Origin of the sequence: Methylobacterium bullatum, assembly GCF_014845095.1 — a bacterium.
Lineage (GTDB): Bacteria > Pseudomonadota > Alphaproteobacteria > Rhizobiales > Beijerinckiaceae > Methylobacterium > Methylobacterium bullatum.
In genome coordinates, this window is sequence record NZ_NKUG01000126.1 from 1 (window position 1) to 23,121 (window position 23,121).

Genomic DNA, 23,121 nt, shown 5'->3' on the forward strand with positions numbered 1-23,121 from the left:
GCCGCATCAGGTCCCGGTCGTAGGGAGCGGGCGGCGGCTCGGAGGGGGCAGGGGGCTCCTTGTCCTTCTCCGGGGCCTTCTGCGCGGGCCGCGCCGGGTTGGGGCGCTGCTGAGCCGAAGCGAGATCGGGCATGCCCACCGCGAGGGTGGCGAACATCAGCACGGGCGACAGGCATCGCCTCACCCACGTCACAGCCACACCCCGTCCTCCGCCGCGAACCTCATCGGGCAGGTTTACACCGTTTACCGGTCGAGACGAGGAGCCCGTCGGTCTCATCGGGATTGCGTATCGCCATCCAGGCCAGCGACCTGCGCGAAGGCCTCGTCCACCGTCTCCCGCAATCCGGGCGTCGTGGCGAGATCGGCGAGCTCGTCGGGAAGAGCCCAGCGCACGTCCAGGGCCTCGGGGCCGGGGGCCGGCTCGCCGGCGGTCCAGAGGGCGGCGTGGGGATGGACGACGTAATGGTGGCGCACCCGGCCATCCTCGGCCCGCAGGATGATCTCCGTCGGGGTCAGGGAGCGGACGACCACGGCCGAGACGCCGACCTCCTCGCCGAGCTCCCGCAGCGCCGCCTGCGCCAGGGTCTCGCCGGGCTCCACCAGCCCGCCGGGAAGCGTCCAGACCCCGCGCAGGGGCTCGTTGGCCCTGGCGGCCAGCAGCACCCGCCCGTCGCGGATGACGGCGATGGACGCGCCTAAGAAGGGGCGCGCCGGGAAGAGCCGGACGTCGGAACCGTCCTCGCTCGCTGCTTCGCTCATGGGGCTCGACGTTTCTCGGTTACGGAGAGATGAGCGCCACCCGCCCGTCGGCGAGGCCGACGAGAAGGCGCGTGCGAGGGCCGTGGCCGATTGCCGCGACGCCGAAGGCGGCAAGGCCGGGCAAGGGGATGCGCTTCACCTCGCGGATGCCGTCCTTCAGGGACAGGATGGCCAGGGCGCTCCGATCCGCCACCGGCAAGGCGAGTTCGGCCACACCGTCCCCATCGGCATCGAGAACGGCCGACAGGTCGGCCCCGCCCTCGCCCGGAGACAGGGTGGTGTAGCCGGTGGCCTCGCCGACCAGTCGCAGGGCTCCGGCCTCGTAGGCCCAGAGCTGGAGGATGCCGGCCCCGTCGGGCGCCGCCACCGCGGCGATCCGGGGTTGACCGGCTTTCGAGACATCGCCGATCGCCGCGAGTGTCAGCGACTGTCCACCCGGCCCCACCGCCTGAACCGGGCTCCGGGCGAGAATGGCCCATGCCTTGTCCGGCTCCGCCGGGGATTTGGTGGACTCCGCCGAGGGCTTGCCGGGCTCCGCCGAAGGCTTGCCCAACCCTGCCGAAGGCTTGCCGACCACGACCAGAGCCGATCCGCCCTCTTGCGCCGTCACCGCCACGATGACCGGCCGGCCGTCGATGAGGATCGCTATGGGGCGGCGCAGGGCGAAGGCAGCGCCGTGACCGGCGGTGACCGCGGTGGTCACGATGGGGACGGGCTTCGGATCGGCGCTCATCCCCACCGGCTGGCGCTCGCGGATGGTGAGCGTCCCGGCACGCTCGAACTCGCTGGCATTGGGGCGGACGGGGTCGGACAGGTGGGCACTGAGCGGACCGAGAGTCGCGCGCCGGGTGCCGGCAACGGCACCGCGCGGGGTCTCGGAGACCGCGAGCCCGTCGATGGCCTCCACACCGAGAAGGGTGGTGGCGACCTTGCGGTCGGCGAGGGTCAGGGCGGCACCGCCCTCGTCGCCCCACAGGACGGCCAGGGACACATCCTCCACCACCTCGCCCTTCAACCCTTTGGGACGGGCGAGCGGAAGGAGGCCCGAGGTCGCCACAGCCAGGGAGACCTCGCTGCCGGGGCCGCGCATGGCGCGCGCCCTGAACGGCAGGTCGAGGATCGTCACGACCGGATCGGCCCGGACGGGCTGCGCGCCCAGGAGCGAGGCGACGAGAATGGAGACCGCGAGGAACGCCGAGAGCGCACCTCGTTCAGACATGCTGGCCGCCGTTGATGTGCAACTCGGCGCCGTTCACGTAGGAGGAGGCCTCGGTGCAGAGGAAGTAGATCGCCTTGGCCACCTCGTCGGGCGTGCCGAGGCGCCGCTGCGGGATGCCGGCCACGATCTTGTCGGTGCCGGGCGAGAGGATCGCCGTATCGATCTCGCCCGGCGAGATCGCGTTCACCCGCACCCCGAGGGGGCCGAAATCGCTGGCCATCTCGCGGGTGAGGCCGGCGAGCGCCGCCTTCGACGTGCCGTAGGCCGCGCCCGCGAAGGGATGCACGCGGGACCCCGCGATCGAGGTGACGTTGACGATGGAGCCCTTGGCGCGGGTCAGTTCCTCGCACAGGCCGCGTGCCAGGAGCAGGGGCGCGAAGACGTTGACCTGGAACACCTTGCGCCAGTCGCCGAATTCCGTGGCGATGGCGCCGAGGCGCTCGCCGTTGCTGCCCTTGGGCGAGATGCCGGCATTGTTGACCAGCGCATGGAGCAGGCCGCCCTCGTCGGCGAGACGGCCGGCGACTTCAGCCACACCGCGCATCGTATCCTCGGGGTCCGAGAGATCGACCTGGAGGTGATCCTCCGGTCCCATCTCCCAGGGGCAATTCTCGGGGAAGGCATGGCGGGAACAGGTGATGACCCGCCACCCGGCCGCGGAGAAGCGCTTGACCGTGGCGTGACCGATTCCGCGGCTTGCGCCCGTCAGCAGCATGACGCGGCGGCGTTCATTGCTCGATATGGCCAAGGCCGTTCCTTCAGGGTCCGGGGGCGGTGGACAGCCCAGGTCTAAGCTGCGCCAGCCGGGAAATCCAGGGTCGATCCCGCGGCGCAGCAAGGCTGGAAGCGGTCGAGACAACGCCCATTCCCGGCCGATGGCGGTTCACGGATAGAGTCTCGCCCCCTGCCAGCCGCCGCCGTCCCTCGTGAAGCGGACGCGGTCGTGGAGCCGGAACGGCCCATCCTGCCAGAACTCGATGGAGACCGGGGCGATGCGGAACCCCGTCCAGTTCTCCGGGCGCGGCACCGGCTGGTCCTCGTAGCGGGCCGACAGGGCGGCGACCTCCGCTTCCAGGGTGGCGCGGTCGGCCAGCGGCCGGGACTGGCGGCTGGCATGGGCACCGATCCGGCTCTCGCGGCGGCGGCTCGCGAAATAGGCATCCGCCTCCTCGAGCGACACGTGGCTCACGGGTCCGCGCGCGCGGACCTGCCGGCGCAGGCTCTTCCAATGCAGGACCAGGGCGGCCTGCGGGTTCTGCGCCAGTTCCTCGCCCTTGGCGGAATCGACATTGGTATAGAAGACGAAGCCCCGCTCATCGGCTCCCTTGAGCAGCACCATGCGCACGTCCGGCAGGCCGTCGGAGCCGGCCGTGGCGAGTGCCATGGCGTTGGGATCCTCGGGCTCCGCACGCTCGGCCTCGCCCATCCAGGCGGAAAACAGTCCCCAGGGGTCTGTGGACAGCGTGAAGTCTCCACCGGCCCCGAGGGGGGAGGCGGCGGGTGAGACACTGCCGGGCGTGGCCGGCTCATCGATCCTTAACCGATCCAAGGCGTAATCCTGTGAGTGAGATCCGGGTCGGGGGCACCGACGTGGGACACGATTTGTCGTCGTTCGGGTCACGTCGTGAGAACAGGTGTAATGCGTCGGAGCGAGAGTAAAGCCCAACCCGTCTCCATCCGTGCCGTCGTCGCACCCCGTCTGGCCCGCGCCCGGTGCGCGGCGGTGCTGACGTCGGGCAGCGTGGCCCTGGCCTTGTCGCTCGCCGGCTGCGGCATTCCGATCCTCACCTTCCAGAGCGAGAGCAAGTCGGAACCGGACGTGACGGTCCCCGAGCCCCTGGTCACGGGGAGCATCGACAAGCGCCCGAAGAGCTTCGGCAGCGAGATGTCCGACGAGGATTGGCGCCGGGCGCACGCGGCCCTGGCGGTGGCCCTCGATCCGCAGGGCAACGGTCGTCCGGTCAAGTGGGACAACCCGGATTCGTCCCTGCGCGGCTCCGTCAACCCGACGGGCCTTCCCTACGTCGCCAACGACCTGATCTGCCGGGATTTCCTCGCCTCGGTCATCGCGCCATCGCGCAGTCGTTTCGTGCGCGGTACCGGCTGCAAGCCTTCGGGGGGCGAATGGGAATTGACCCGTATCCGCACGGCCAAAGCCAAGGCCTGACGCCGAGAACGGCTCGGCTGTTGGCAAGATCGTGCCGCCTTTGGGATCGTCCGGCGTGGCGGCGGGTTGACGCGTGGATCGAACCGTCGAATCCTGCCGGATGACCGTTGCATAGAAGCAACATCCATTCCACATAGCGGAAGACTTCGACAGGGGCGGGCATGAGCCCGGCCCCGTGCGGCACCGAGACCGAATAACAGACGATGCGCAATCCCTACGACGTGCTGGGTGTGGCCAAGGGCGCCAGCGAGGCCGACATCAAGAAGGCCTATCGCAAGCTCGCCAAGGCCTACCACCCCGACACCAACAAGAACGACGCCAAGGCCAAGGACCGTTTTTCGGAGGCCAACAGCGCCTACGAGATCCTCGGCGATGCCACCAAGCGCGGCCAGTTCGACCGTGGCGAGATCGATGCCGACGGCAAGCCCCGCGCGCCGGCCGGCTTCGACGGGTTCGGTGGCTTCGGCGGCGGTCCGGGTGGCGCCCGCTCGGCGGGCTTCGACTTCGAGAGCGCGGCACGCAACCGGGCGGGCGGCGGCGGGATCGGCGAGGACATCTTCTCGCACCTGTTCGGCGACACGTTCCGGGGCGGTGCCGGTGGCGGTCCCGGCGCCAGGGGACCGATGAAGGGTGAAGATCTCGCCGCCGAACTCTCCGTGACCCTGGAGCAGGTGGCGAGCGAGGAGAAGCTGCGGATCTCGCTGGGCTCACGCGACGTGGACGTGGTGATCCCCAAGGGCGTCGTGGACGGGCAAACCATCCGCCTGCGCGGCCTCGGGAACCCGGGCGGTCCACGCTCCTCGCCGGGCGACGCCCTGCTGACCATCCGCATCCTGCCGCATCCGCGCTTCACCGTGGAGGGGGCGGATCTGCGCACCTCCGTGGATCTGGCCCTCGAAGATGCGATCCTCGGCGGCCCGATCCGCGTGCCCACCCTCACCGGCGCGGTGGAGATGCGCGTTCCGGCCATGACGAGTTCGGGCCGGACCTTCCGCCTCAAGGGCAAGGGCCTGCCGAAGAAGGACGGCACCCGCGGCGACCTGTTCGCCACCACGGCGATCTCGCTGCCGGCGAGCGAGGACGAGACCCTCCTCGCCTATGCTAACGGGCGCCGGGCGGCGCGCACCGCCTCTGGACAGGCATAGGCGCGGACTTCCGTCCCCGGCGCACCTCCGCTAAGGATGCCTCGGCGCGAGCGCTTCCCCCCAGGTCCGGACGGGTGCGCTCCGGCGCGCGACGGCCTCTGGCTCAGGTGACTCATGGCGGACACGAACCCGGTACACGATCACGTCGGCGGCTTGCTCGCCGGAAAATGCGGTCTGGTGCTCGGTGTCGCCAACAACCGGTCCATCGCCTGGGGCATCGCCAAGAGCGCCCATGCCCACGGCGCCAAGCTCGCCTTCAGCTACCAGGGCGATGCCCTGAAGAAGCGGGTCGAGCCCCTGGCGCGCGAGCTCGATGCCCATGTGGTTGGCCATTGCGACGTCACCGACGGCGCCTCCATCGACGCCGTCTTCGCGGAAGCCGGCCGCGTCTTTCCGCAGGGGATCGACTTCGTCGTCCATTGCATCGCCTTCTCCGACAAGGACGAGCTGACGGGACGCTACGTCGAGACCTCGGAGGCGAACTTCACCAAGTCGCTGATGATCTCGTGCTACTCGTTCACGGCGGTGGCCCAGCGCGCCGAGAAGCTGATGCCCAACGGTGGCTCTCTCCTGACGCTGACCTATTACGGCGCCGAGAAATGGATGCCGCATTACAACGTCATGGGCGTCGCCAAGGCGGCGCTGGAAGCCTCGGTGCGCTATCTCGCCGCCGATCTCGGCCCCTCGAAGATCCGCGTCAACGCGATCTCGGCCGGCCCGATCAAGACCCTGGCCGCCTCCGGCATCGGCGACTTCCGCTACATCCTCAAGTGGAACGAGTACAACGCGCCCCTGCGGCGGACGGTGACCATCGAGGAGGTCGGCGAGACCGCCTCTTACCTGATATCGGACATGTCGCGCGGCATGACCGGCGAGATCCTCCATGTGGATGCCGGCTACCACGTGGTCGGCATGAAGAACCCGGACGCGCCGGATCTGAGGCTCGACAGCAAGGAGTGAGGCGGGCCGCGTGCGGGAGCGCGCCGCGCCGGCCTGCCCCGGCGGATAAGGCGAGGGACCGACCCGCTCCGGGGCCGCGTCCCGCCGAGGCCCTGTCCCCATGAAGACCCGTCCCGCTTTCGATGATGCGGCGTCCGCCGGGATCATCACCGCCGAACAGGCACGCGCGCTTTCCGCCTTCTATGCCACACGGCCGGGAGGGGCCGTCTCCTTCGATCTCGCCCACGTGCTCTGGTATGCCGGCGCCCTGGTGGTCATCGGCGCCATGGGCCTGTTCTCGACCCTCGCCTTCGGGATGATGGGCGGACCGGCTCTCACCGCCACCGCCCTGATCTACGCGGCGGCCTTCGTCGCCGCCGGGCGGCACCTCCGCATCGCGCACGACCTGCCGGTCCCCGGCGGTCTCCTCATCGCCTGCGCCGTGGCCATGACGCCGCTCGCCGTCTACGGCCTGCAGGAGAGCTGGGGCTGGGGTGAACAGGGCCGGCCGGGCGCCTATCGCGACGTCTTCACCTGGATCAAGGGCGGCTGGGTGCCCATGGAAGCGGCGACCCTCGTGGCCTCGGCCATCGCCCTGCGCGCCACACGCTTCGGCTTCATCACCCTGATCGCGGCGGTGGCCCTGTGGTTCCTGTCCATGGATATCGGCCTCTGGGCCACGGGGCCGGATCTCGACTGGGAAACCCGCCGGACGATCTCGCTCTGGTTCGGCCTCGCCCTCATCGCCTTCGCCTGGGCGGTGGACCTGCGCCAGAAGCGGACGGATTACGCGTTCTGGCTCCATCTTTCCGGCATCCTCACCTTCTGGGGCGCCCTGACGTGGCAATCCTCCGACAGCGAGGTGGCGAAGGCGCTCTATGCCCTGTTGAACGTTGCGCTCATCGGCCTCGCCATCTTCCTGTCTCGGCGGATCTACGCGGTGTTCGGCGCCATTGGCGTGGCACTCTATCTCGGCGACCTGGCGAACCGCGTCTTCAGGGACTCGCTGCTCTTCCCCTTCGCCCTGTCGCTCATCGGTCTCGGCCTGATCGGCCTCGGCATCCTCTACCAGCGCCATGCCGACAGGATCGGCGGGACAATGATGCGGTCGCTGCCGGGATCTCTCCGGCGCTGGCGGCCCGACCACGGCGACAGGGCATGACCGGCTGAGCATGAGAGCCCCCGTCAAGCGTCGTCGGCTTCCGCGAACTCTCCCGACAGCTTGAGCCCGTCGATCCAGGTCGCCCCGTCCCGCTTGAACACCCGGCGGGGCGACACACCGCCCTGCTCCTCGATCGCGTCGGCCAGCCGCTCCGAATGGGTCACCAGCCAGACCTGTGTGCGACGCGACGCGGTCACGATCATCCGTGCCAGGGGATCGAGCAGGTCCGGGTGGAGGCTCGTCTCCGGCTCGTTGAGGGCGATGAAGGGCGGGAGCCGGTAGGCGAGGAGGGCCCCGGCGAGGGCGAGATAGCGAAGCGTCCCGTCCGACAGTTCGGCGGCCTCGAACACGCGCTCGGGGTAATCGGGGAAGACCATCCCGAAGCTCGCCTCGCGGCCGGGCGACGGAATGACGAGGCGCGCCCCGGGGAAGGCATCGCCCACGGCCCCGTCGAGATCGACGGTGTCCTCGCGGATGTGCCGGAGGGTGGCGAACACGGCGGCGAGGTCGGATCCGTCCGACGACAGAGTCGGCGTGGTGACGGCGAGGCAGGGCCGGCGCAGGGCCGAGGCCGCGTCGGTGCGGAAATCGTGGTGGAAGCGCCAATCCAGCAGCGCATGCCGGACGAGATGCAATTCGGGAAACGCGACCGCGTCCTGAAGTGCCGCGAGCGCGGTTTCCGTGGCGAGGAGACTCGTGCCGAGAGAGCGCTTGCGGCCGTCATCGCCGCGCACGAAGCCGGAAGGCCCGTCACGCTCGAGCATGGCCGCCGGCCGCCGGCCCGACAGGACGGTGAGCCGCTCCCGCTTGATCTGCGGTTCGAGCAGGAAGGCGGCCCCCCTGGGGCCGTCCTCCGACTGGGGCACCAGACCGACCTCGATCTCGTATCGGTAGGCGACGGACGCAGCCTCGTCGCCGAGCTCGACGGACCACCCCACCCGCACCGGCCCCTTGCCGCTGCGTGGTCCGGCCCAGACGACCGAGTCCATCCCGCCCTCCGCCGCGAGATCACGCACCAGCGTGCCGGCGGCGGCGGCCTGCAGGCGTTCGAGCGCCCGGTAGAGGTTGGTCTTGCCGACGGCATTGGCCCCGATGAAGACCGAGAGGGCCTCCACCGGAAACCGGATGGACCGCAGGGAGCGGTATCCCGAGGCCGCCACGTCGCGGACGGTCAGCATGCGCGCATTCTCAAGCACCGGCTCCCGACGCACGAACCATCGTCGCGCGGTCGGATCAGGTCAATCCGGCACCGTCAGCTCGGCGATGCCCGGCTGAGCGTCCGGATAGCGCGGATCCATCGCTTCCAGGGTGTTGGCGATGGTGCGGGCGACGAGGAGGTTGCGGTACCATTTGCGGTTGGCCGGCACCACATGCCAGGGCGCGTGCGAGGTGGAGCAGCGGCTCAGGGCATCGGTGAAGGCGCCCTGATAGGCGTCCCAGGATTGGCGCTCGACGAGGTCGGCCGCATCGAACTTCCAATGCTTCTCGGGATCGGCGATCCGCGCCTCCAGGCGCTCCTTCTGCTCGTCCTTCGAGATGTGAAGGAAGAACTTCAGCACGGTGACGCCCGACAGGGTCAGCATCCGCTCGAAATCGTTGATGAGGTCGTAGCGCGGTCGCCATACCCCCTCCGGCTCCAGGGACTTCACTCGCACCACGAGCACATCCTCGTAATGGCTGCGGTTGAACACGCCGATCATGCCGCGCCCCGGCACCTTGGCGTGGTAGCGCCAGAGGAAGTCGTGATCGCGCTCCTCCGCGCTCGGGACCTTGAACGACCACACCCGACACCCTTGCGGGTTCACCCCCTCGAAGACCGACCGGATGGTGCCGTCCTTGCCGCCGGTATCGATGGCCTGGAGCACCACGAGAAGGCTGCGCCGATGCTCGGCATAGAGCCGCTCCTGCAACGCCTGGATGCGGCCATGCTCCACGAGGAGCGCCTGTTTGGACGCCTCCTTGTCGAGCCCGCCATCGGCATTGGCGTCGATCGCGGCGAGATCCAACGCCTCGCCCGGCTGCACGGTGACGATGCCGGCTGCCGCGCAGGAGGCGAGGGCGGCCGTGTCGACCGGGCTTTCGCGCTTGGCATGGCGCATCACCGAACGGGCCCAGGCGGCGGAGGAGGGCGGCTGGTCCGATTCCGGACGTGGGCTAAGCGGTTTGGGCTTGCGCGCCCTCGTGGTGTCCGATTGGCCCGAATGCCGCTTGCCGCGCTTCTTCGCCATGATCACATTTCGCCTTATACGATATTCAATCGATGCCGCGGGCACCGCACCAGCGCACCGCCGCTCCGGGAAAGCAGTGTGCCGATGCCTGTAACGCCTGGAGCAACCTTGAGCGCGACAACGATCCGCGGCCGTGCCCGTTCCGGACAAGCGCGGCGCCCCGCCACGAACGGCCGGCGCGCATGACGGTGTATTTCATCCGCCACGGCCAGACCGACTGGAACGCGGAGGGCCGCCTCCAAGGTCAGCGCGACGTGCCTCTCAACGCCACGGGCCTGGGCCAGGCCGAAAGCGTGGCCGAACGGCTGAAGGCCGTGGCGGGGGCCAGCCTCGCCGAGGCCGCGTTCGTCGCGAGCCCGCTCACGCGCACGCGACAGACGATGGAGGTGCTCCGGGCCAGCCTCGATCTCGCGCCGAAGGCCTATGCCGTCGACACTCGCCTGATGGAGATCAACTTCGGCACCTGGGAGGGTTCGACCTGGGCCGAGATCCGCCGGCGCGACAGCCGGGGCGCCCTGGCACGCGACCGGGACCGCTGGGGCTATCGTCCGCCGGGCGAGCATGGCGAGAGCTATGCCATGCTGGTGGACCGGGTCAGGCCGGCGATCGCGGACCTGCAGCGGCCGGCGGTCATCGTCGCCCATGGCGGGGTCGCCCGCGCCATCCTGGTGATCCTCGGCTATACCAGCATCCGCGAGGCCCCCCGGATGGGCATCCGCCAGGGCAGCGTCCTCGTCCTCGACCAGTCCCGCTGGCGCTGGGCCTGATCCGCTTTCTCCGCGAAGACCGGTTCTAGGCGGCTCGGCAAACGTGCTAAGCGGGCGCGACCACAGTGGGGCGCCGCGATTTCGGCACGATCCGGGCGCCTAACCCGGCCAAAAGGACGGTCTCGCAGCGGCGGGGCCGGCAGCGGAGCATCGGATGAGCAGTCTCGCCGAGACGACCCGGCCTCGGGCGGAGTCGCTTGTGGACAAGGCCGAACGGGGCGAGATCGGGTCGCATAGCGGCGCCGGAGCGCCGGAGCGGAAGGCCGTGCTGCGCGGAGAGAGCCGCCCGGACCTCATCCGGGACGAGGTTCTGGGAGAGATTTTTTCCGACAGCGCCCGCCTGCGCCCCGACCATCCGGCCATCGTGGACGGCGCGAGCCGGGACGCGGCCGGCCGTCATCCGAAGTTCACCTATGCGGAGGTCGAGGCCCGCGCGCTCGCCATCGCCCGTGGCCTGAATCATCGCGGCATCGGCCCCGGCGACGTCGTCGGCCTCTGGATGGCGCGCGGCCCCGACCTGCTGATCGCCCAGATCGGCATCACGATGTCGGGAGCCGCATGGCTCCCCTTCGATGCGGAGGCTCCCGCCGACCGCGTGGCGGTCTGCCTCGACGACGCGCAAGCCAAGCTGCTCCTGGTCTCGACCGCCCTCGCGCCCCAGGCGCCCACGGGAACCCCGTCCCTCACGACGGAGGCGCTTCTCGCCGAGGTGCCGGCGGATGCGCCGCGCCCCGATCCGCGCGGCGCCGGCCTCACCCCCGCGCATCCGGCCTATCTGATCTACACCTCGGGCTCGACGGGATTGCCCAAGGGCATCGTCATCAGCCACGCCAATATCTGCCACTTCCTGCGCTCGGGGAACGCCCTCTACGGCATGCGGCCCGACGACGTGGTGTTCCAGGGCGCCTCGGTGGCGTTCGATCTCTCGATGGAGGAGATCTGGGTTCCCTACCTCGTCGGCGCGACGCTGTTCGTGGCGAGCCCGGCCATGATGGGCGACGTCGAGGCGCTGCCCGACATCCTCACGCAGAACCGCGTCACCGTCCTCGACACGGTGCCGACGCTGCTCGCCATGCTGTCTCAGACGCTGCCGAGCGTCCGCCTCGTGCTCCTGGGCGGCGAGGCCCTGCCGGAGCCCCTGGTGGCCCGCTGGGCCACGGCCTCCCGGCAATTGTTCAACACCTACGGGCCGACCGAGGCCACGGTGGTGGCCACCGCCGCCGAGATGCGGCCGGGCGAGCCCGTCACCATCGGCGGCCCGATCCCGAACTACTCCGTCTATGTCGCGAGCGAGGGACTGGAACTGCTCGGGCCCGGCCAGCAGGGCGAGCTCCTCATCGGCGGCCCGGGCGTCGCCAAGGGCTATCTCCAGCGTCCGGAACTGAGCGCGGAGAAATTCGTCGCCAACCCGTTCGCCTCCGATGGGACCGATCCGGTTCTCTACCGCTCGGGCGACGCGGTCTCCCTCGATGCGCAGGGGCGGATCCTCTTTCACGGCCGCATCGACGACCAGGTGAAGATCCGCGGCTTCCGAGTGGAGCTCGGCGAGATCGAATCCCGCATCCAGGCGCAGGCCGGCATCAATCAGGCGGCGGTGGTCCTGCGCCAGGACGACGGTGTCGACCGGCTCGTCGCCTTCCTGATTCCGGAACGGGGAACGGAGTTCGACAAGGCCGCCCTGCGCCACACCCTCGCCGAGCAGATGCCGCCCTACATGGTGCCGGGGCATTTCGAGGTGGTGGAGGTGCTGCCCCGCCTCACCTCCGGCAAGGTCGACCGCAAGGCCCTGCGCATCGCGACCCTCACGGTCGCCGACCTGTCGGGCGAGCAGGAACTGCCCGACAACGAGACCGAGGCGGCGATGCTGGCCGCAGCCAAGCAGGTGTTCGGCAACCAGCCGATCCCGTTCGAGGCCGACTTCTTCACCGATCTCGGCGGACACTCGCTTCTGGCCGCCCGCTTCGTCGGCGCGGTGCGCGAGGCGCCCGCGCTGGCCGCCATCACCCTGCAGGACGTCTATACCCGGCGCACCCTCCGGGCCATGTCCGAGGCGCTGATCGAGCGCACCGGCGGCGTCGGCACGCAGATGGCGGTGCGCGACCTCGGATTCGTAGCGCCGCCGCTCCTCCGCCGCGTCCTCTGCGGAACCGCGCAGGCCCTCGCCCTGCCTTTCGTCATCGCGCTGGCCACCTCGCAATGGCTCGGCATCTTCGTCACCTACCTGCTGCTCACCGGCGGCTCGCTCGGCTTCTTCGGCGAGATGGCGGTGCTGCTCCTCGTCTATATCGGCATCAACGCCGTCACCGCCTCCATCGCGGTGGCCGCCAAATGGCTGATCCTAGGGCGCACCAAGCCCGGCCGTTACCCGCTCTGGGGCGTCTACTATTATCGCTGGTGGCTGACGCAGCGGTTGACCCCGCTCGTCCACGTGAAATGGCTCCAGGGCTCGCCCGCCATCGCCATCTACCTGCGCCTGCTGGGCGCGAAGATCGGCGCGGACGCCCTCATCTCGGACATCGAGGTCGGCGCGCCCGACCTCCTCACCGTCGGGGAAGGAGCCTCGCTCGGCGGCCGCCTCGTCATCGCCAATGCCGAGGTGGTGGGCAACGAACTCGTCATCGGCCCCGTCAGCATCGGCGCGGACGTGGCCATCGGCACCTCCTGCGTCATCGGCCCCGAGACGACCATCGGCGATTTCGCAGAGATCGCCGATCTGACGACGATTCCCACCGGCACGGTGGTGGGACGCGCCGAGCAATGGGACGGCTCGCCCGGCCGCAAGGTCGGCATGGCCGACCCCGCAGACCTACCCGAGGCCGCCCAGGCCTCGCCCCGTAGGCGCGCCGGGTTCCTGGCCGTCTACGCCTTCCTGCTCGCCGCGATCCCGGCCGTCGGCCTGCTGCCGATCTTCCCGGCCTTCTACATCTTCGACCAGCTCAGCGACTCGCTCAGCGACATCACCGACATCGACTACCACTGGTACCTGCCGCTGCTGACCTGGCCCACCGCCATGCTGATGACGGCGGGCACGGTGCTCCTCATCGCGGGCATCCGCTGGCTCGTCCTGCCGCGGGTCTCGTCGGGCACCTACTCGATCCATAGCGGCTTCTACCTGCGCAAATGGGCGGTGGCGCTCGCCGCCGAGGTGACGCTGGAGACGCTCTCCTCGCTCTTCGCCACGGTCTATATGCGGGCCTGGTACCGGCTGATGGGCGCGCGGATGGGGCAGGGGGCGGAGATCTCCACCAACCTCGCCGGGCGCTACGATCTGGCGGATGTCGGCGCGCGCAACTTCATCGCAGACGAGGTGGTGTTCGGCGAGGAGGAGATCCGCCGGGGCTGGATGCACATGCATCCCGTGAGCACCGGCGCACGCGTCTTCGTCGGCAACGACGCCGTGGTGCCACCGGGCGCGGTGATTCCCGACGACATGCTGGTGGGCATCAAGTCGAAGCCGCCCGCCAACGAGTTGATGGCGCCGGGGGATACGTGGTTCGGCTCGCCGCCGATCAAGCTGCCCTCGCGCCAGAAGGTCGATCTCGGTTCCAACGCTCAGACCTACGAGCCGGGTCTGGGACCGAAGCTGCGGCGTGGCATCTTCGAGGCGTTCTCGACCTCGTTCTCGCCAATGCTGTTCATCACGCTGGCGATCTCGGCCATCGATTTCTACTTCTACCCCGCGATCCTCGCCCAGGACTGGACCGGTCTGGCCATCAGCTTCGTCGTCGTCAGCGTCGCCATCGCCTTCATCCAGTCCTTCACCGTGATCGGGGTGAAATGGCTGCTGATGGGAGTCTACCAGCCCGGCATGCGGCCGATGTGGTCGTGGTGGGCCATGCGCACCGAGGCCGTGGCCGTGCTGTACTGGGGCCTGGCCGGCAAGGTGCTGCTGGAGCATCTGGTCGGGACGCCGTTCCTGCCCTGGATGCTGCGCCTCCTCGGGGTCAAGGTCGGCCGGGGCGTCTGCATGCTCACCACGGACATCACCGAATTCGACTGCGTCACCATCGGCGACTATTCGGTGATCAACCGGACTTCGGCGCTCCAGACCCATCTCTACGAGGACCGGATCATGAAGGTCGGCCGGGTGGTGGTGGGCGAGGGCGTGTCCGTGGGTGCCTTCTCCACCGTCCTCTACGACACCAAGGTCGGCGACTACGCGCGGCTTCGCCCGCTCACCATCGTGATGAAGGGCGAATCGATCCCGAGCCATTCGGAATGGGAGGGGGCGCCGGCGGTGCCGGTGATTCACAAGGCGGCGGGTGCCTGACGCGGGGCCTGCTCTTCCCGTTGGACGGTCCGCAAAAAGCTGTAGGATGGCGCCATGAACGATATGGCACCCGTTTCACTTCCAAACCCGCAGGGCCTCGTCGGGACGTGGCGGCGGTTCGGCCAGGTCGGTCCCGTCTATGAGATCGTCAGCGTGGGCAATGCGCTTGCGGATGGCGAGTGGCTGATGCGGGTTCGCGTGCTGGAGACCGGTGAGGAGATCGATTATCGACTCGCCGACGTGCTGGACGATCCCAGAGAGCGGTGATGTTCGCTATCGCGTTCGATCTGGCGGTCGCGGAGGCACAGACCCAGCATCCCAAAGGAGTGTCGCAAGCCTATAGCGACATCCGCACCACCCTCTCCGGGCATGGTTTCGACTGGGTGCAGGGCAGCCTCTACACCAGCAAGGACGAGGATCTGGCCAAGCTGTTCTCGGCCATCACGGCTCTGAAGGGGCTGAGCTGGTTCCAGCAATCGGTACGCGACATCAGAGCCTTCCGTGTCGAGCAATGGTCGGATTTCACCGCCTTGATCAAGAGCTAGGCAGCGCTCGCGCTATCTCAGCCGATCGCCGGGCATACTTCTTCCCAATCGATGAAAGCCGGCGGAGCTTGGCGCTACGCCGGCCTTCGAGGGAGGATCGCGGACGGCAGATCAATTCCGCTCGCCGGTCTCAACCCACCTGATCTTTCGGGCCGAGCCGCTTGTCGAGATAGGTGTCGACCGTCTGGGTCAGCTCGTCGACCTTGCCGTCGAAGAAGTGGTTGGCGCCCTCGACCACCTGATGCTCGATGATGACGCCCTTCTGCACCTTCACCTTCTCGATGACCGGCATCACCTCGCGGGCGGGAGCCACGCGGTCCTCGGAGCCGTGCACGAACAGGCCGGAGGACGGGCAGGGGGCCAGGAAGGTGAAATCGTAGCGGTTGGCCATGGCCGCGATCGAGATGAAACCCTCGATCTCGGGGCGGCGCATGAGCAGCTGCATGCCGATCCACGAACCGAACGAGACGCCGGCGATCCAGCAGGCCCGCGCCTCGGGATTGACCGACTGCACCCAGTCGAGCGCCGAGGCCGCATCGGACAACTCACCCGTGCCATGGTCGAAATTGCCCTGGCTGCGGCCGACGCCGCGGAAATTGAAACGCAGGGCCGCGAAGCCGCGATTGGCGAAGGTGTAGAAAAGATTGTACACGATCTGATTGTTCATCGTGCCCCCGAACTGGGGGTGCGGATGCAGCACGATCGCGATCGGCGCGCCCTTCTTCTTGGGCGCCTGGTAGCGCCCCTCGAGACGGCCGGCGGGTCCGGTGAAGATGACTTCGGGCATGGTCTTTCCAAAACTCCTGGCGCCGCAGTGCGAGGGCAACCCATCCTTGTCGGCCAACGCGCCTTGACTCGCTGCGCCGCACTCTTAAAAACGCTCTTAGAATAATTCTAGGTTATTAGAATCATTCTAAACTAGATCGTTTCGAGAGATCTCGGATCGGTCGTCTCCCGAAGCTCGGCGCTTGGCGAAGACGTGTCGTTCCGGCGCCTTAGCATGATGACGGGGGGCAAAAGCAAGGAAATGTCGGTTCGGACCTTGACCAACGCATGAGTGTTTCGCGCGCCTATCTCGACCACAACGCGACATCGCCGGTTCGTCCGGAGGTGGCGGCGGCGGTCGCGCGGGCGCTGGAATTGCCGGGCAACCCTTCGTCGATCCATCGCGAGGGCCGGACGGCGAAGGCCGCCCTGGAAGCGGCACGCGAGCACGTCGCCGCCCTGGTCGGGGCCGGCCGGGGCCGCGTCGTCTTCACCAGCGGCGGCACCGAAGCGGCCAATGCGGTCCTGTCCGGCGCACTGACCAAGGCCAGACGTCCCGCGCCCACACGCCTCCTGGTGGGCGCCACCGAGCATCCTTGCGTTCTGGCGGGACACCGCTTCGCGCCGGAATCGGTGGAGGTCGTGCCGGTGCTGCCGTCCGGGCTGATCGACCTCACCGCCTTGGAGCGAGGCTTGGAGCGCGCGCGCGACGAGGCCGTGCTGGTCTCCATCCATGCGGCCAACAACGAGACCGGCGTGATCCAGCCCCTCGCCGAGATCGTCGCCTTGGCCAAAGCGCATGGCCGCGCCCTCGTCCATAGCGACGCGGTGCAGGCGGTGGGGAAAATCCCTCTCGATTGTGCCGGGCTCGGCCTCGATGCCCTCACCCTGTCCGGCCACAAATTCGCCGCGCCGAAGGGCACGGGCGCCATCGTGCTGGCCGAAGGCGTCACCTTGGAGCAGGCTTTCCTGCGCGGCGGCGGCCAGGAATCTCGCCTGCGCTGCGGTACGGAGAACCTGCCCGGCCTCGTCGGGCTGGGCGAGGCGGCACGGATCGCCCAGGCGGGCCTCTCGGGGGTCGATGCCGGTCTTCGTGACTCCATGGAAAGCGCTCTTCTTCGGATCGCACCGGATGCCGTCATCTTCGGGAGCGGCGCGCCGCGCCTTCCCAACACCCTGTGCTTTTCCGTGCCGGGCCTCGATGCGGCAACCGCGCTGATGGCGCTGGATCTCGCCGGCATCGCGATCTCGTCCGGATCGGCCTGCTCGTCGGGCAAGGTCGGCCGCTCCACCGTTCTGGCCGCCATGGGCGTGAGCCCCGCGCTGGCTGCGGGGGCGCTGCGCGTCAGTTTCGGCTGGAACAGCACGGAAAGCGACCGCTCACGCTTCCTCACGGCCTTCGAACGGCACGTGGGAACCCTATATCAACGGCGAGGGCAGGCGGCCTGAAGCGCCGCCCACCCAAGCCATCCTCTCGCGAAAACCCCCGGCCCTTGACGCCGGTGTAGGTCAGGAGACGTGCAATGCCTGCAGTGCAGGAAACCATCGACCGGGTCCGCTCGATCGACCTCGACCAGTACAAGTACGGGTTCGAGACCACGATCGAGATGGAGAAGTCCGCCAAGGGCATCTCCGAGGACGTGATCCGCTTCATCTCGGCCAAGAAGGACGAGCCCGAATGGATGTTGGCCTGGCGCCTCGACGCCTACAAGCGCTGGCAGACCATGAAGGAGCCCGAATGGGCGCGGGTCTCCTATGACAAGGTCGATTACAAGGACATCTACTACTACGCCGCCCCCAAGCGCCCGGCGGCGATGTCCCTCGACGAGATCGACCCCGAGATCCTGAAGACCTACGAGAAGCTCGGCATTCCCCTGCGCGAGGTCGAAGTGCTGGAGGGCATCGCCCCCGAGCGCCGGGTCGCCGTCGACGCGGTGTTCGACTCGGTCTCGGTGGCCACCACGTTCAAGGCCGAGCTGTCGAAGGCCGGCGTGATCTTCATGCCGATCTCCGAGGCCATCCGCGAATACCCGGACCTCGTGCGGAAGTACCTCGGCTCGGTCGTGCCCGTGACCGACAACTTCTTCGCGACCCTGAACTCGGCGGTCTTCTCCGACGGCTCGTTCGTCTACATCCCGCCGGGCGTGCGCTGCCCAATGGAACTGTCGACCTATTTCCGCATCAACGAGCGCGACACGGGGCAGTTCGAACGGACCCTCATCATCGCCGACAAGGGCTCTTACGTCTCGTATCTCGAGGGCTGCACCGCCCCCAAGCGCGACGACAATCAGCTCCATGCCGCCGTGGTCGAGCTCGTCGCGCTCGACGACGCCGAGATCAAGTACTCGACGGTCCAGAACTGGTATCCGGGCGACAACGAGGGCAAGGGCGGCATCTACAACTTCGTCACCAAGCGTGGCGACTGCCGCGGCGCCAACTCGAAGATCTCGTGGACCCAGGTCGAGACCGGCTCGGCGATCACCTGGAAGTACCCGTCCTGTATCCTGCGCGGCGACAATTCCCGCGGCGAGTTCTACTCGATCGCGGTGTCGAACGGCATGCAGCAGGTCGATTCCGGCACCAAGATGATCCATCTCGGCAAGAACACGACGAGCCGGATCATCTCGAAGGGTATTTCCGCCGGGCGTTCGCAGAACACCTACCGCGGGCTGGTGTCCGCACACCGCAAGGCCACGGGCGCACGCAACTTCACTAACTGCGATTCGCTGCTCATCGGCGACCAGTGCGGCGCGCACACGGTGCCGTACATCGAGTCCAAAAATTCGTCGGCGCAGTTCGAGCACGAGGCCACCACCTCGAAGATCTCGGAAGACCAGATGTTCTACTGCCAGCAGCGCGGCCTCTCCAACGAGGAGGCGACCGCGCTCATCGTCAACGGCTTCGTCCGCGACGTACTGCAGCAGCTGCCGATGGAGTTCGCCGTCGAGGCCCAGAAGCTGATCTCGATCAGCCTCGAAGGCTCGGTGGGCTGAGCCGGGTTTTTCCCTTCTCCCCTCTGCGGGAGAAGGTGGCCCGCGAAGCGGGCCGGATGAGGGGAGCGCGCGAACCTGAGAGGTCGCCCCCTCCTGCGGGACTTCGTACCGACCCGCCCGCTCCGTAGGCACGCTCCTCTCCGTGGACGGGGAAGGGTCGCTCCGCGTTTCAAGTTTTAGAACGGACTTTGCTGCAATGATCGAAATCAAGAACCTGACCGTCGCCATCGAGGACAAGCAGATCCTCAACGGTCTCAACCTCACCGTGAAGGACGGCGAAGTCGCCGCCATCATGGGCCCCAACGGCTCCGGCAAGTCGACCTTGTCCTACGTCATCGCCGGCAAGGAGGACTACGAGGTCACCGACGGCGAGATCCTGCTCGACGGCGTGAACATCCTCGAAATGTCGCCCGACGAGCGCGCGGCCTCCGGCGTGTTCCTGGCATTCCAATACCCGCTGGAGATCCCGGGCGTCGGCACCATGACCTTCCTCAAGGCGACACTGAACGCTCAGCGCCGGGCGCGCGGCGAAGGCGAGCTCTCCACCCCCGACTTCATCCGCAAGGTGAATGCTGCTGCCGAGAAGCTCGAGATCAACAAGGAGATGCTCAAGCGCGCCCTCAATGTCGGGTTCTCCGGCGGCGAGAAGAAGCGCATGGAGATCCTGCAGATGGCCCTGCTGGAGCCGAAATTCTGCGTGCTCGACGAGACCGATTCCGGCCTCGACATCGACGCCCTTCGCATCGTCTCCGGCGGCGTGAATGCGCTCCGCGCACAAGGCCGCTCGTTCCTCGTCATCACCCACTACCAGCGCCTGCTCGACTACATCGTGCCGGACGTGGTCCACGTGATGTCGCAGGGCCAGATCGTGAAGTCGGGCGACAAGGACCTCGCCAAGGCGCTCGAGGCTTCCGGCTACGCCGAGTACCGCACGAATGAGGCCGCTTGATATGGCCGACATCACCCCCTTGCGCACGGCGGCCGAGACCGGCCTGTCGAAGCTCTTCGAAGCCACGAAGATGAAGTACCCAACGGGCGTGTCCATCGCCCGTGAGGAGGCCTTCCGCTATTTCGAGGCGGTGGGCCTGCCGACCCGCCGCGTCGAGGCGTTCAAATACACCGACCTGCGCTCCGCGTTCCGCGATGCCGCCCACCCGGCCGAGATGCCCTCCGCCGACACCGCCAAGGCGGCGGTGGCCGAAGCGAAGGGCTTTGCCGGGATCGACGCCGTGCGCCTCACCTTCGTCAACGGTCACCTGATCGCCGACCAGTCGGATCTCGGCCGCATCCCGGCCGGCATCACCGTGACGCCGCTCAACGAGGCGCTGACCACCGGGAACGCGCTTCTGGAGAAACTGACGCCCGTTCGTCAGGCCTCCGAGAACCCGATCTACCAGCTCAACACCGCCTTCCTGGCGGACGGCGCGCTGATCAGCGTGGAGGCCGGGGCCAAGGTCGAGACGCCCTTGCACTTGCGCTTCATCGGCACCGGCACGGAAGCCTACTCGACCGCCACCCGCGTGCTGGTGACGCTGGGGGAGGGCGCGGAAGCGCTGATCCTGGAGAGTCACGAAGGGCCGGACGGCATCGCCTACCAGCCCAACGATGCCATGGACGTGGTGGTGGCCGATAACGCCACCTTCCGGCACGCCCGCCTGAACGCGGAAGGCCGCGAGGCGGTGGCCTTGTCGACCCTGTCCGTGAAGCTCGGCGCCGAGGCCGCGGTGGAAACCGTGAACGTGGTGGTGGGCGCGGTGCTCTCCCGGCATCAGGTCTACCTGAACTTCGCCGGGGCCGATGCCCGCGCGGTGGTGAACGGCGCGGCCATGCTGAACGGCAAGCAACTCTCCGACACCACCTTCCTGGCCGACCATGCCGCCACGGGCGGCGTCAGCCGCGAGCTGTTCAAGACCGTGGTGGATGGCGAAGCCACGGGCGTGTTCCAGGGCAAGATCATCGTCCAGCAGGCGGCCCAGCAGACCGACGGCAAGATGATGTCGGCCTGTCTCATCCTGTCCGACGAGGGCCAGATGATGAACAAGCCCGAACTGGAGATCTTCGCCGACGACGTCGCCTGTGGCCACGGCGCCACCTGCGGCGCACTCGACGACGACCTGCTGTTCTACCTGATGCAGCGCGGGCTGCCGAAGGCCCAGGCCGAGAGCCTGCTGGTCCAGGCCTTCCTCGGGGCGGCCATCGAGTCGGTCAGCCACGAGGGCGCGCGCGAGGCACTGATCGGCACGATCGAGGCGTGGCTCGCGGCGCGAGGGTGATGCAGCAAGGTTATTCCCCGGGCTTGGCCGCGCGGCACCTGCTGCGCGGCCCCCTGAACGCGCGGGACGCCATGCGGGAGACACTCGCGCAGGGCGGTCTCTCGGAGCCCTGGCGGCTTGCCCTGTTCGTCCTCGGCACCAGTCTCGTGGTTTTGGTGGATCTCAGCGAGACTTCCCCCATCGTCCTTCTGTCAGACCATGTGGGAACCCTCGATTCGGGCACGGCCGTCGCCCTACGAATGGCATCCTACACTACGCTGTTCCTGGGAGCGGTGGCTGCACTCTACCTCGTCATCAGCGTCGGCACCTGGGCATTTGCGCGGGCGACCTCCGAGAGGCCGAGTTTGGCGACGGTGCGCACCAGCGTCGCTCTCGCGACGTGGGTCGCGGTGCTTCCCTCGCTCGGGCTGACCCTGATTTTCGAGGCCCTGAACCAGGGTACGGCAGGCAATGTCCTGATCTTCTTCCTAGGGCTCGCCTATATCGGGTTGTGCCTCTCGGAGGCGACGGGCCTCGCCTCCGCCAAAGCCATGGCGTTCGCGATGGCCGGGTCGATCCTCATGCTCACCCTGGTTCTCATCCTGGCCGTCGGCCTTTTCGGCGATGTCCTCAGTGACTTCTTTGCAGGAGACGCGCCATGAACGCACCCGTCCCGAACACCCCCTACGACGTCCAGGCGATCAGGGCCGAGTTCCCGATCCTGGCCCAGAAGGTCTATGGCCGGCCGCTGGTCTATCTCGACAACGCGGCCTCGTCGCAGAAGCCGCGCGCGGTCATCGACGCCATGGTGAACTGCATGGAGACCGGCTACGCCAACGTCCATCGCGGGCTGCATTTCATGGCGAATGCCGCGACCGAGGGGTTCGAGGGCGCGCGCGAGACCACGCGGCAGTTCCTCAACGCCGAGTCCACCGACGAGATCATCTTCACCCGCAACGCCACCGAGGCCTACAACCTCGTGGCCTCGTCCATGGGGTTGCTCGGCCAGATCGGGGAGGGGGACGAGATCATCCTCTCGATCATGGAGCACCATTCCAACATCGTGCCCTGGCACTTTCTGCGCGAGCGCAGAGGAGCCGTCATCAAGTGGGCGCCGGTGGACGACGCGGGCAATTTCCTCGTCGACGAGTACGAAAAACTGTTCACGCCGCGCACCAGGATGGTGGCGATCACCCACATGTCCAACGTGCTCGGCACGGTGACGCCGGCGGCCGAGATCGTCCGCATCGCCCACGCTCACGGCGTGCCGGTGCTTCTGGATGGCGCCCAGAGCGCGGTCCACCAGGAGATCGACGTGAAGGCGCTCGATTGCGACTTCTTCGTCTTCACCGGCCACAAGGTCTACGGCCCCACCGGGATCGGCGTGCTCTACGGCAAGAAGGAATGGCTGGAGCGCCTGCCTCCCTACCAGGGCGGCGGCGAAATGATCCGGACCGTCTCGCAGGACACGATCACCTATAACGACCCGCCGCACCGGTTCGAGGCCGGAACGCCGGCGATCATCGAGGCGGTGGGCCTCGGCGCGGCGCTGGAATTCATGATGACCCTCGGGCGCGAGAGAATCGCGGCGCACGAGGCCTCGCTGCTCGCCTACGCGCAGGAGCGCCTCGGAGCCATGAATTCCGTGCGGATGATCGGCACCGCCAAGGGCAAGGGCGGGGTCATCGCCTTCGAGATGAAAGGCGCGCATGCCCACGACATCGCCACCGTGATCGACCGCTACGGCGTCGCGATCCGGGCCGGCACCCATTGTGCCATGCCGCTCCTCACACGATTTGGTGCGACCTCCACCTGTCGCGCCTCGTTCGGGCTGTATAATACCCATGCGGAAGTGGACGCCCTCGCCGAGGCACTGGCCAAGGCCGAGATGATGTTCGCCTGAGGATCCA

21 protein-coding genes and 1 pseudogene are annotated in these 23,121 nt (G+C 68.1%); 14 read left to right on the top strand and 8 right to left on the bottom strand.

What is annotated here, in order from left to right; all coding sequences use genetic code 11:
* The 5 genes and pseudogenes from MBTS_RS17125 to pdxH form a co-directional block, all read right to left on the bottom strand.
* A pseudogene (locus tag MBTS_RS17125) lies at positions 1-199 on the bottom strand (TIGR02301 family protein); the annotation flags it as partial.
* A gap of 74 nt (positions 200-273) precedes the next feature.
* Entirely contained in the window at positions 274-759 is a 486-nt protein-coding gene (locus tag MBTS_RS17130; RefSeq protein WP_056149273.1) for an NUDIX hydrolase, read from the bottom strand.
* A gap of 19 nt (positions 760-778) precedes the next feature.
* Positions 779-1,978, bottom strand: coding sequence for a hypothetical protein (locus MBTS_RS17135; RefSeq protein WP_192216098.1), 1,200 nt, complete (start codon positions 1,976-1,978; stop codon positions 779-781).
* Positions 1,971-2,693 carry an SDR family NAD(P)-dependent oxidoreductase gene (locus MBTS_RS17140; protein WP_056149277.1) on the bottom strand — a complete coding sequence of 241 codons (723 nt, stop codon included), beginning with the start codon at positions 2,691-2,693 and terminating at the stop codon, positions 1,971-1,973. Before MBTS_RS17140 ends, MBTS_RS17135 begins: the two co-directional genes overlap by 8 nt.
* 168 nt (positions 2,694-2,861) lie before the next feature.
* Positions 2,862-3,527, bottom strand: a complete 666-nt coding sequence (pdxH, locus tag MBTS_RS17145) for a pyridoxamine 5'-phosphate oxidase (protein WP_373321276.1) — start codon at positions 3,525-3,527, stop codon at positions 2,862-2,864.
* A 90-nt stretch (positions 3,528-3,617) separates the two neighbouring features.
* Between pdxH and MBTS_RS17150 the strand changes: the two genes are divergently transcribed.
* The 4 genes from MBTS_RS17150 (at position 3,618) to MBTS_RS17165 (ending at position 7,391) form a co-directional block, all read left to right on the top strand.
* Complete coding sequence (locus tag MBTS_RS17150; RefSeq protein WP_082473321.1) at positions 3,618-4,145, top strand: RT0821/Lpp0805 family surface protein; 528 nt, start codon at positions 3,618-3,620, stop codon at positions 4,143-4,145.
* Positions 4,146-4,348: 203 nt separating this feature from the next.
* Positions 4,349-5,290, top strand: a complete 942-nt coding sequence (locus MBTS_RS17155; protein ID WP_147832098.1) for a DnaJ C-terminal domain-containing protein — start codon at positions 4,349-4,351, stop codon at positions 5,288-5,290.
* 114 nt (positions 5,291-5,404) lie between these two features.
* On the top strand, positions 5,405-6,250 hold the full coding sequence (gene fabI, locus MBTS_RS17160) for an enoyl-ACP reductase FabI (protein WP_018043432.1): 846 nt from the start codon (positions 5,405-5,407) through the stop codon (positions 6,248-6,250).
* Between the two features lie 100 nt (positions 6,251-6,350).
* A complete protein-coding gene (locus MBTS_RS17165) occupies positions 6,351-7,391 on the top strand; it encodes a hypothetical protein (protein ID WP_192216099.1) in 1,041 nt (346 codons plus the stop codon).
* Positions 7,392-7,414: 23 nt separating this feature from the next.
* Here the strand turns inward: MBTS_RS17165 and MBTS_RS17170 are convergent, their stop codons facing one another.
* Positions 7,415-8,569, bottom strand: coding sequence for an AAA family ATPase (locus tag MBTS_RS17170; RefSeq protein WP_147832100.1), 1,155 nt, complete (start codon positions 8,567-8,569; stop codon positions 7,415-7,417).
* A 60-nt stretch (positions 8,570-8,629) separates the two neighbouring features.
* Positions 8,630-9,619 (bottom strand): polyphosphate kinase 2 family protein, encoded by a 990-nt coding sequence (locus MBTS_RS17175; RefSeq protein WP_192216100.1) that lies wholly within the window; start codon positions 9,617-9,619, stop codon positions 8,630-8,632.
* A gap of 182 nt (positions 9,620-9,801) precedes the next feature.
* Here MBTS_RS17175 and MBTS_RS17180 point away from each other — a divergent pair, with 182 nt between their 5' ends.
* From MBTS_RS17180 to MBTS_RS17195, 4 genes are all read left to right on the top strand, one after another.
* A complete protein-coding gene (locus tag MBTS_RS17180; protein ID WP_056149290.1) occupies positions 9,802-10,386 on the top strand; it encodes a histidine phosphatase family protein in 585 nt (194 codons plus the stop codon).
* A 154-nt stretch (positions 10,387-10,540) separates the two neighbouring features.
* Entirely contained in the window at positions 10,541-14,656 is a 4,116-nt protein-coding gene (locus tag MBTS_RS17185; RefSeq protein WP_210322842.1) for a Pls/PosA family non-ribosomal peptide synthetase, read from the top strand.
* A 54-nt stretch (positions 14,657-14,710) separates the two neighbouring features.
* A complete protein-coding gene (locus MBTS_RS17190; RefSeq protein ID WP_056149292.1) occupies positions 14,711-14,923 on the top strand; it encodes a DUF5397 family protein in 213 nt (70 codons plus the stop codon).
* Positions 14,923-15,201: a virulence factor gene (locus tag MBTS_RS17195; RefSeq protein WP_056149294.1), complete on the top strand. Its 279-nt coding sequence runs from the start codon at positions 14,923-14,925 to the stop codon at positions 15,199-15,201. The genes MBTS_RS17190 and MBTS_RS17195 overlap by 1 nt, the downstream gene beginning before the upstream one ends.
* A gap of 130 nt (positions 15,202-15,331) precedes the next feature.
* On the opposite strand, the gene MBTS_RS17200 is transcribed toward MBTS_RS17195, so the two are convergent.
* Entirely contained in the window at positions 15,332-15,988 is a 657-nt protein-coding gene (locus MBTS_RS17200; protein WP_018043440.1) for an alpha/beta hydrolase, read from the bottom strand.
* A gap of 266 nt (positions 15,989-16,254) precedes the next feature.
* Between MBTS_RS17200 and MBTS_RS17205 the strand changes: the two genes are divergently transcribed.
* From MBTS_RS17205 to MBTS_RS17230, 6 genes are all read left to right on the top strand, one after another.
* On the top strand, positions 16,255-17,415 hold the full coding sequence (locus MBTS_RS17205) for a cysteine desulfurase family protein (RefSeq protein ID WP_192216101.1): 1,161 nt from the start codon (positions 16,255-16,257) through the stop codon (positions 17,413-17,415).
* Between the two features lie 74 nt (positions 17,416-17,489).
* The gene (gene sufB, locus MBTS_RS17210; protein ID WP_026175872.1) at positions 17,490-18,959 is read left to right on the top strand and encodes a Fe-S cluster assembly protein SufB; all 1,470 of its coding nucleotides are present in this window, start codon (positions 17,490-17,492) and stop codon (positions 18,957-18,959) included.
* A gap of 196 nt (positions 18,960-19,155) precedes the next feature.
* Positions 19,156-19,908 carry a Fe-S cluster assembly ATPase SufC gene (sufC, locus tag MBTS_RS17215; protein ID WP_056149298.1) on the top strand — a complete coding sequence of 251 codons (753 nt, stop codon included), beginning with the start codon at positions 19,156-19,158 and terminating at the stop codon, positions 19,906-19,908.
* A 1-nt stretch (position 19,909) separates the two neighbouring features.
* Positions 19,910-21,232, top strand: a complete 1,323-nt coding sequence (gene sufD / locus MBTS_RS17220) for a Fe-S cluster assembly protein SufD (RefSeq protein ID WP_056149301.1) — start codon at positions 19,910-19,912, stop codon at positions 21,230-21,232.
* Positions 21,211-21,873, top strand: a complete 663-nt coding sequence (locus MBTS_RS17225; RefSeq protein ID WP_192216102.1) for a hypothetical protein — start codon at positions 21,211-21,213, stop codon at positions 21,871-21,873. The genes sufD and MBTS_RS17225 overlap by 22 nt, the downstream gene beginning before the upstream one ends.
* Positions 21,870-23,114, top strand: coding sequence for a cysteine desulfurase (locus MBTS_RS17230; protein ID WP_018043447.1), 1,245 nt, complete (start codon positions 21,870-21,872; stop codon positions 23,112-23,114). Before MBTS_RS17225 ends, MBTS_RS17230 begins: the two co-directional genes overlap by 4 nt.
* Positions 23,115-23,121 lie beyond the last annotated feature (7 nt).

What these genes read in the sequence shown, in the direction of transcription:
- MBTS_RS17130 (WP_056149273.1), bottom strand. Translation starts at nt 759, where the DNA reads ATGAGCGAAGCAGCGAGCGAGGACGGTTCCGACGTCCGGCTCTTCCCG.
- MBTS_RS17135 (WP_192216098.1), bottom strand. Translation starts at nt 1,978, where the DNA reads ATGTCTGAACGAGGTGCGCTCTCGGCGTTCCTCGCGGTCTCCATTCTC.
- MBTS_RS17140 (WP_056149277.1), bottom strand. Translation starts at nt 2,693, where the DNA reads ATGCTGCTGACGGGCGCAAGCCGCGGAATCGGTCACGCCACGGTCAAG.
- MBTS_RS17150 (WP_082473321.1), top strand. Translation starts at nt 3,618, where the DNA reads ATGCGTCGGAGCGAGAGTAAAGCCCAACCCGTCTCCATCCGTGCCGTC.
- MBTS_RS17155 (WP_147832098.1), top strand. Translation starts at nt 4,349, where the DNA reads ATGCGCAATCCCTACGACGTGCTGGGTGTGGCCAAGGGCGCCAGCGAG.
- fabI (WP_018043432.1), top strand. Translation starts at nt 5,405, where the DNA reads ATGGCGGACACGAACCCGGTACACGATCACGTCGGCGGCTTGCTCGCC.
- MBTS_RS17165 (WP_192216099.1), top strand. Translation starts at nt 6,351, where the DNA reads ATGAAGACCCGTCCCGCTTTCGATGATGCGGCGTCCGCCGGGATCATC.
- MBTS_RS17170 (WP_147832100.1), bottom strand. Translation starts at nt 8,569, where the DNA reads ATGCTGACCGTCCGCGACGTGGCGGCCTCGGGATACCGCTCCCTGCGG.
- MBTS_RS17175 (WP_192216100.1), bottom strand. Translation starts at nt 9,619, where the DNA reads ATGGCGAAGAAGCGCGGCAAGCGGCATTCGGGCCAATCGGACACCACG.
- MBTS_RS17180 (WP_056149290.1), top strand. Translation starts at nt 9,802, where the DNA reads ATGACGGTGTATTTCATCCGCCACGGCCAGACCGACTGGAACGCGGAG.
- MBTS_RS17185 (WP_210322842.1), top strand. Translation starts at nt 10,541, where the DNA reads ATGAGCAGTCTCGCCGAGACGACCCGGCCTCGGGCGGAGTCGCTTGTG.
- MBTS_RS17190 (WP_056149292.1), top strand. Translation starts at nt 14,711, where the DNA reads ATGAACGATATGGCACCCGTTTCACTTCCAAACCCGCAGGGCCTCGTC.
- MBTS_RS17195 (WP_056149294.1), top strand. Translation starts at nt 14,923, where the DNA reads ATGTTCGCTATCGCGTTCGATCTGGCGGTCGCGGAGGCACAGACCCAG.
- MBTS_RS17200 (WP_018043440.1), bottom strand. Translation starts at nt 15,988, where the DNA reads ATGCCCGAAGTCATCTTCACCGGACCCGCCGGCCGTCTCGAGGGGCGC.
- MBTS_RS17205 (WP_192216101.1), top strand. Translation starts at nt 16,255, where the DNA reads ATGAGTGTTTCGCGCGCCTATCTCGACCACAACGCGACATCGCCGGTT.
- sufB (WP_026175872.1), top strand. Translation starts at nt 17,490, where the DNA reads ATGCCTGCAGTGCAGGAAACCATCGACCGGGTCCGCTCGATCGACCTC.
- sufC (WP_056149298.1), top strand. Translation starts at nt 19,156, where the DNA reads ATGATCGAAATCAAGAACCTGACCGTCGCCATCGAGGACAAGCAGATC.
- sufD (WP_056149301.1), top strand. Translation starts at nt 19,910, where the DNA reads ATGGCCGACATCACCCCCTTGCGCACGGCGGCCGAGACCGGCCTGTCG.
- MBTS_RS17230 (WP_018043447.1), top strand. Translation starts at nt 21,870, where the DNA reads ATGAACGCACCCGTCCCGAACACCCCCTACGACGTCCAGGCGATCAGG.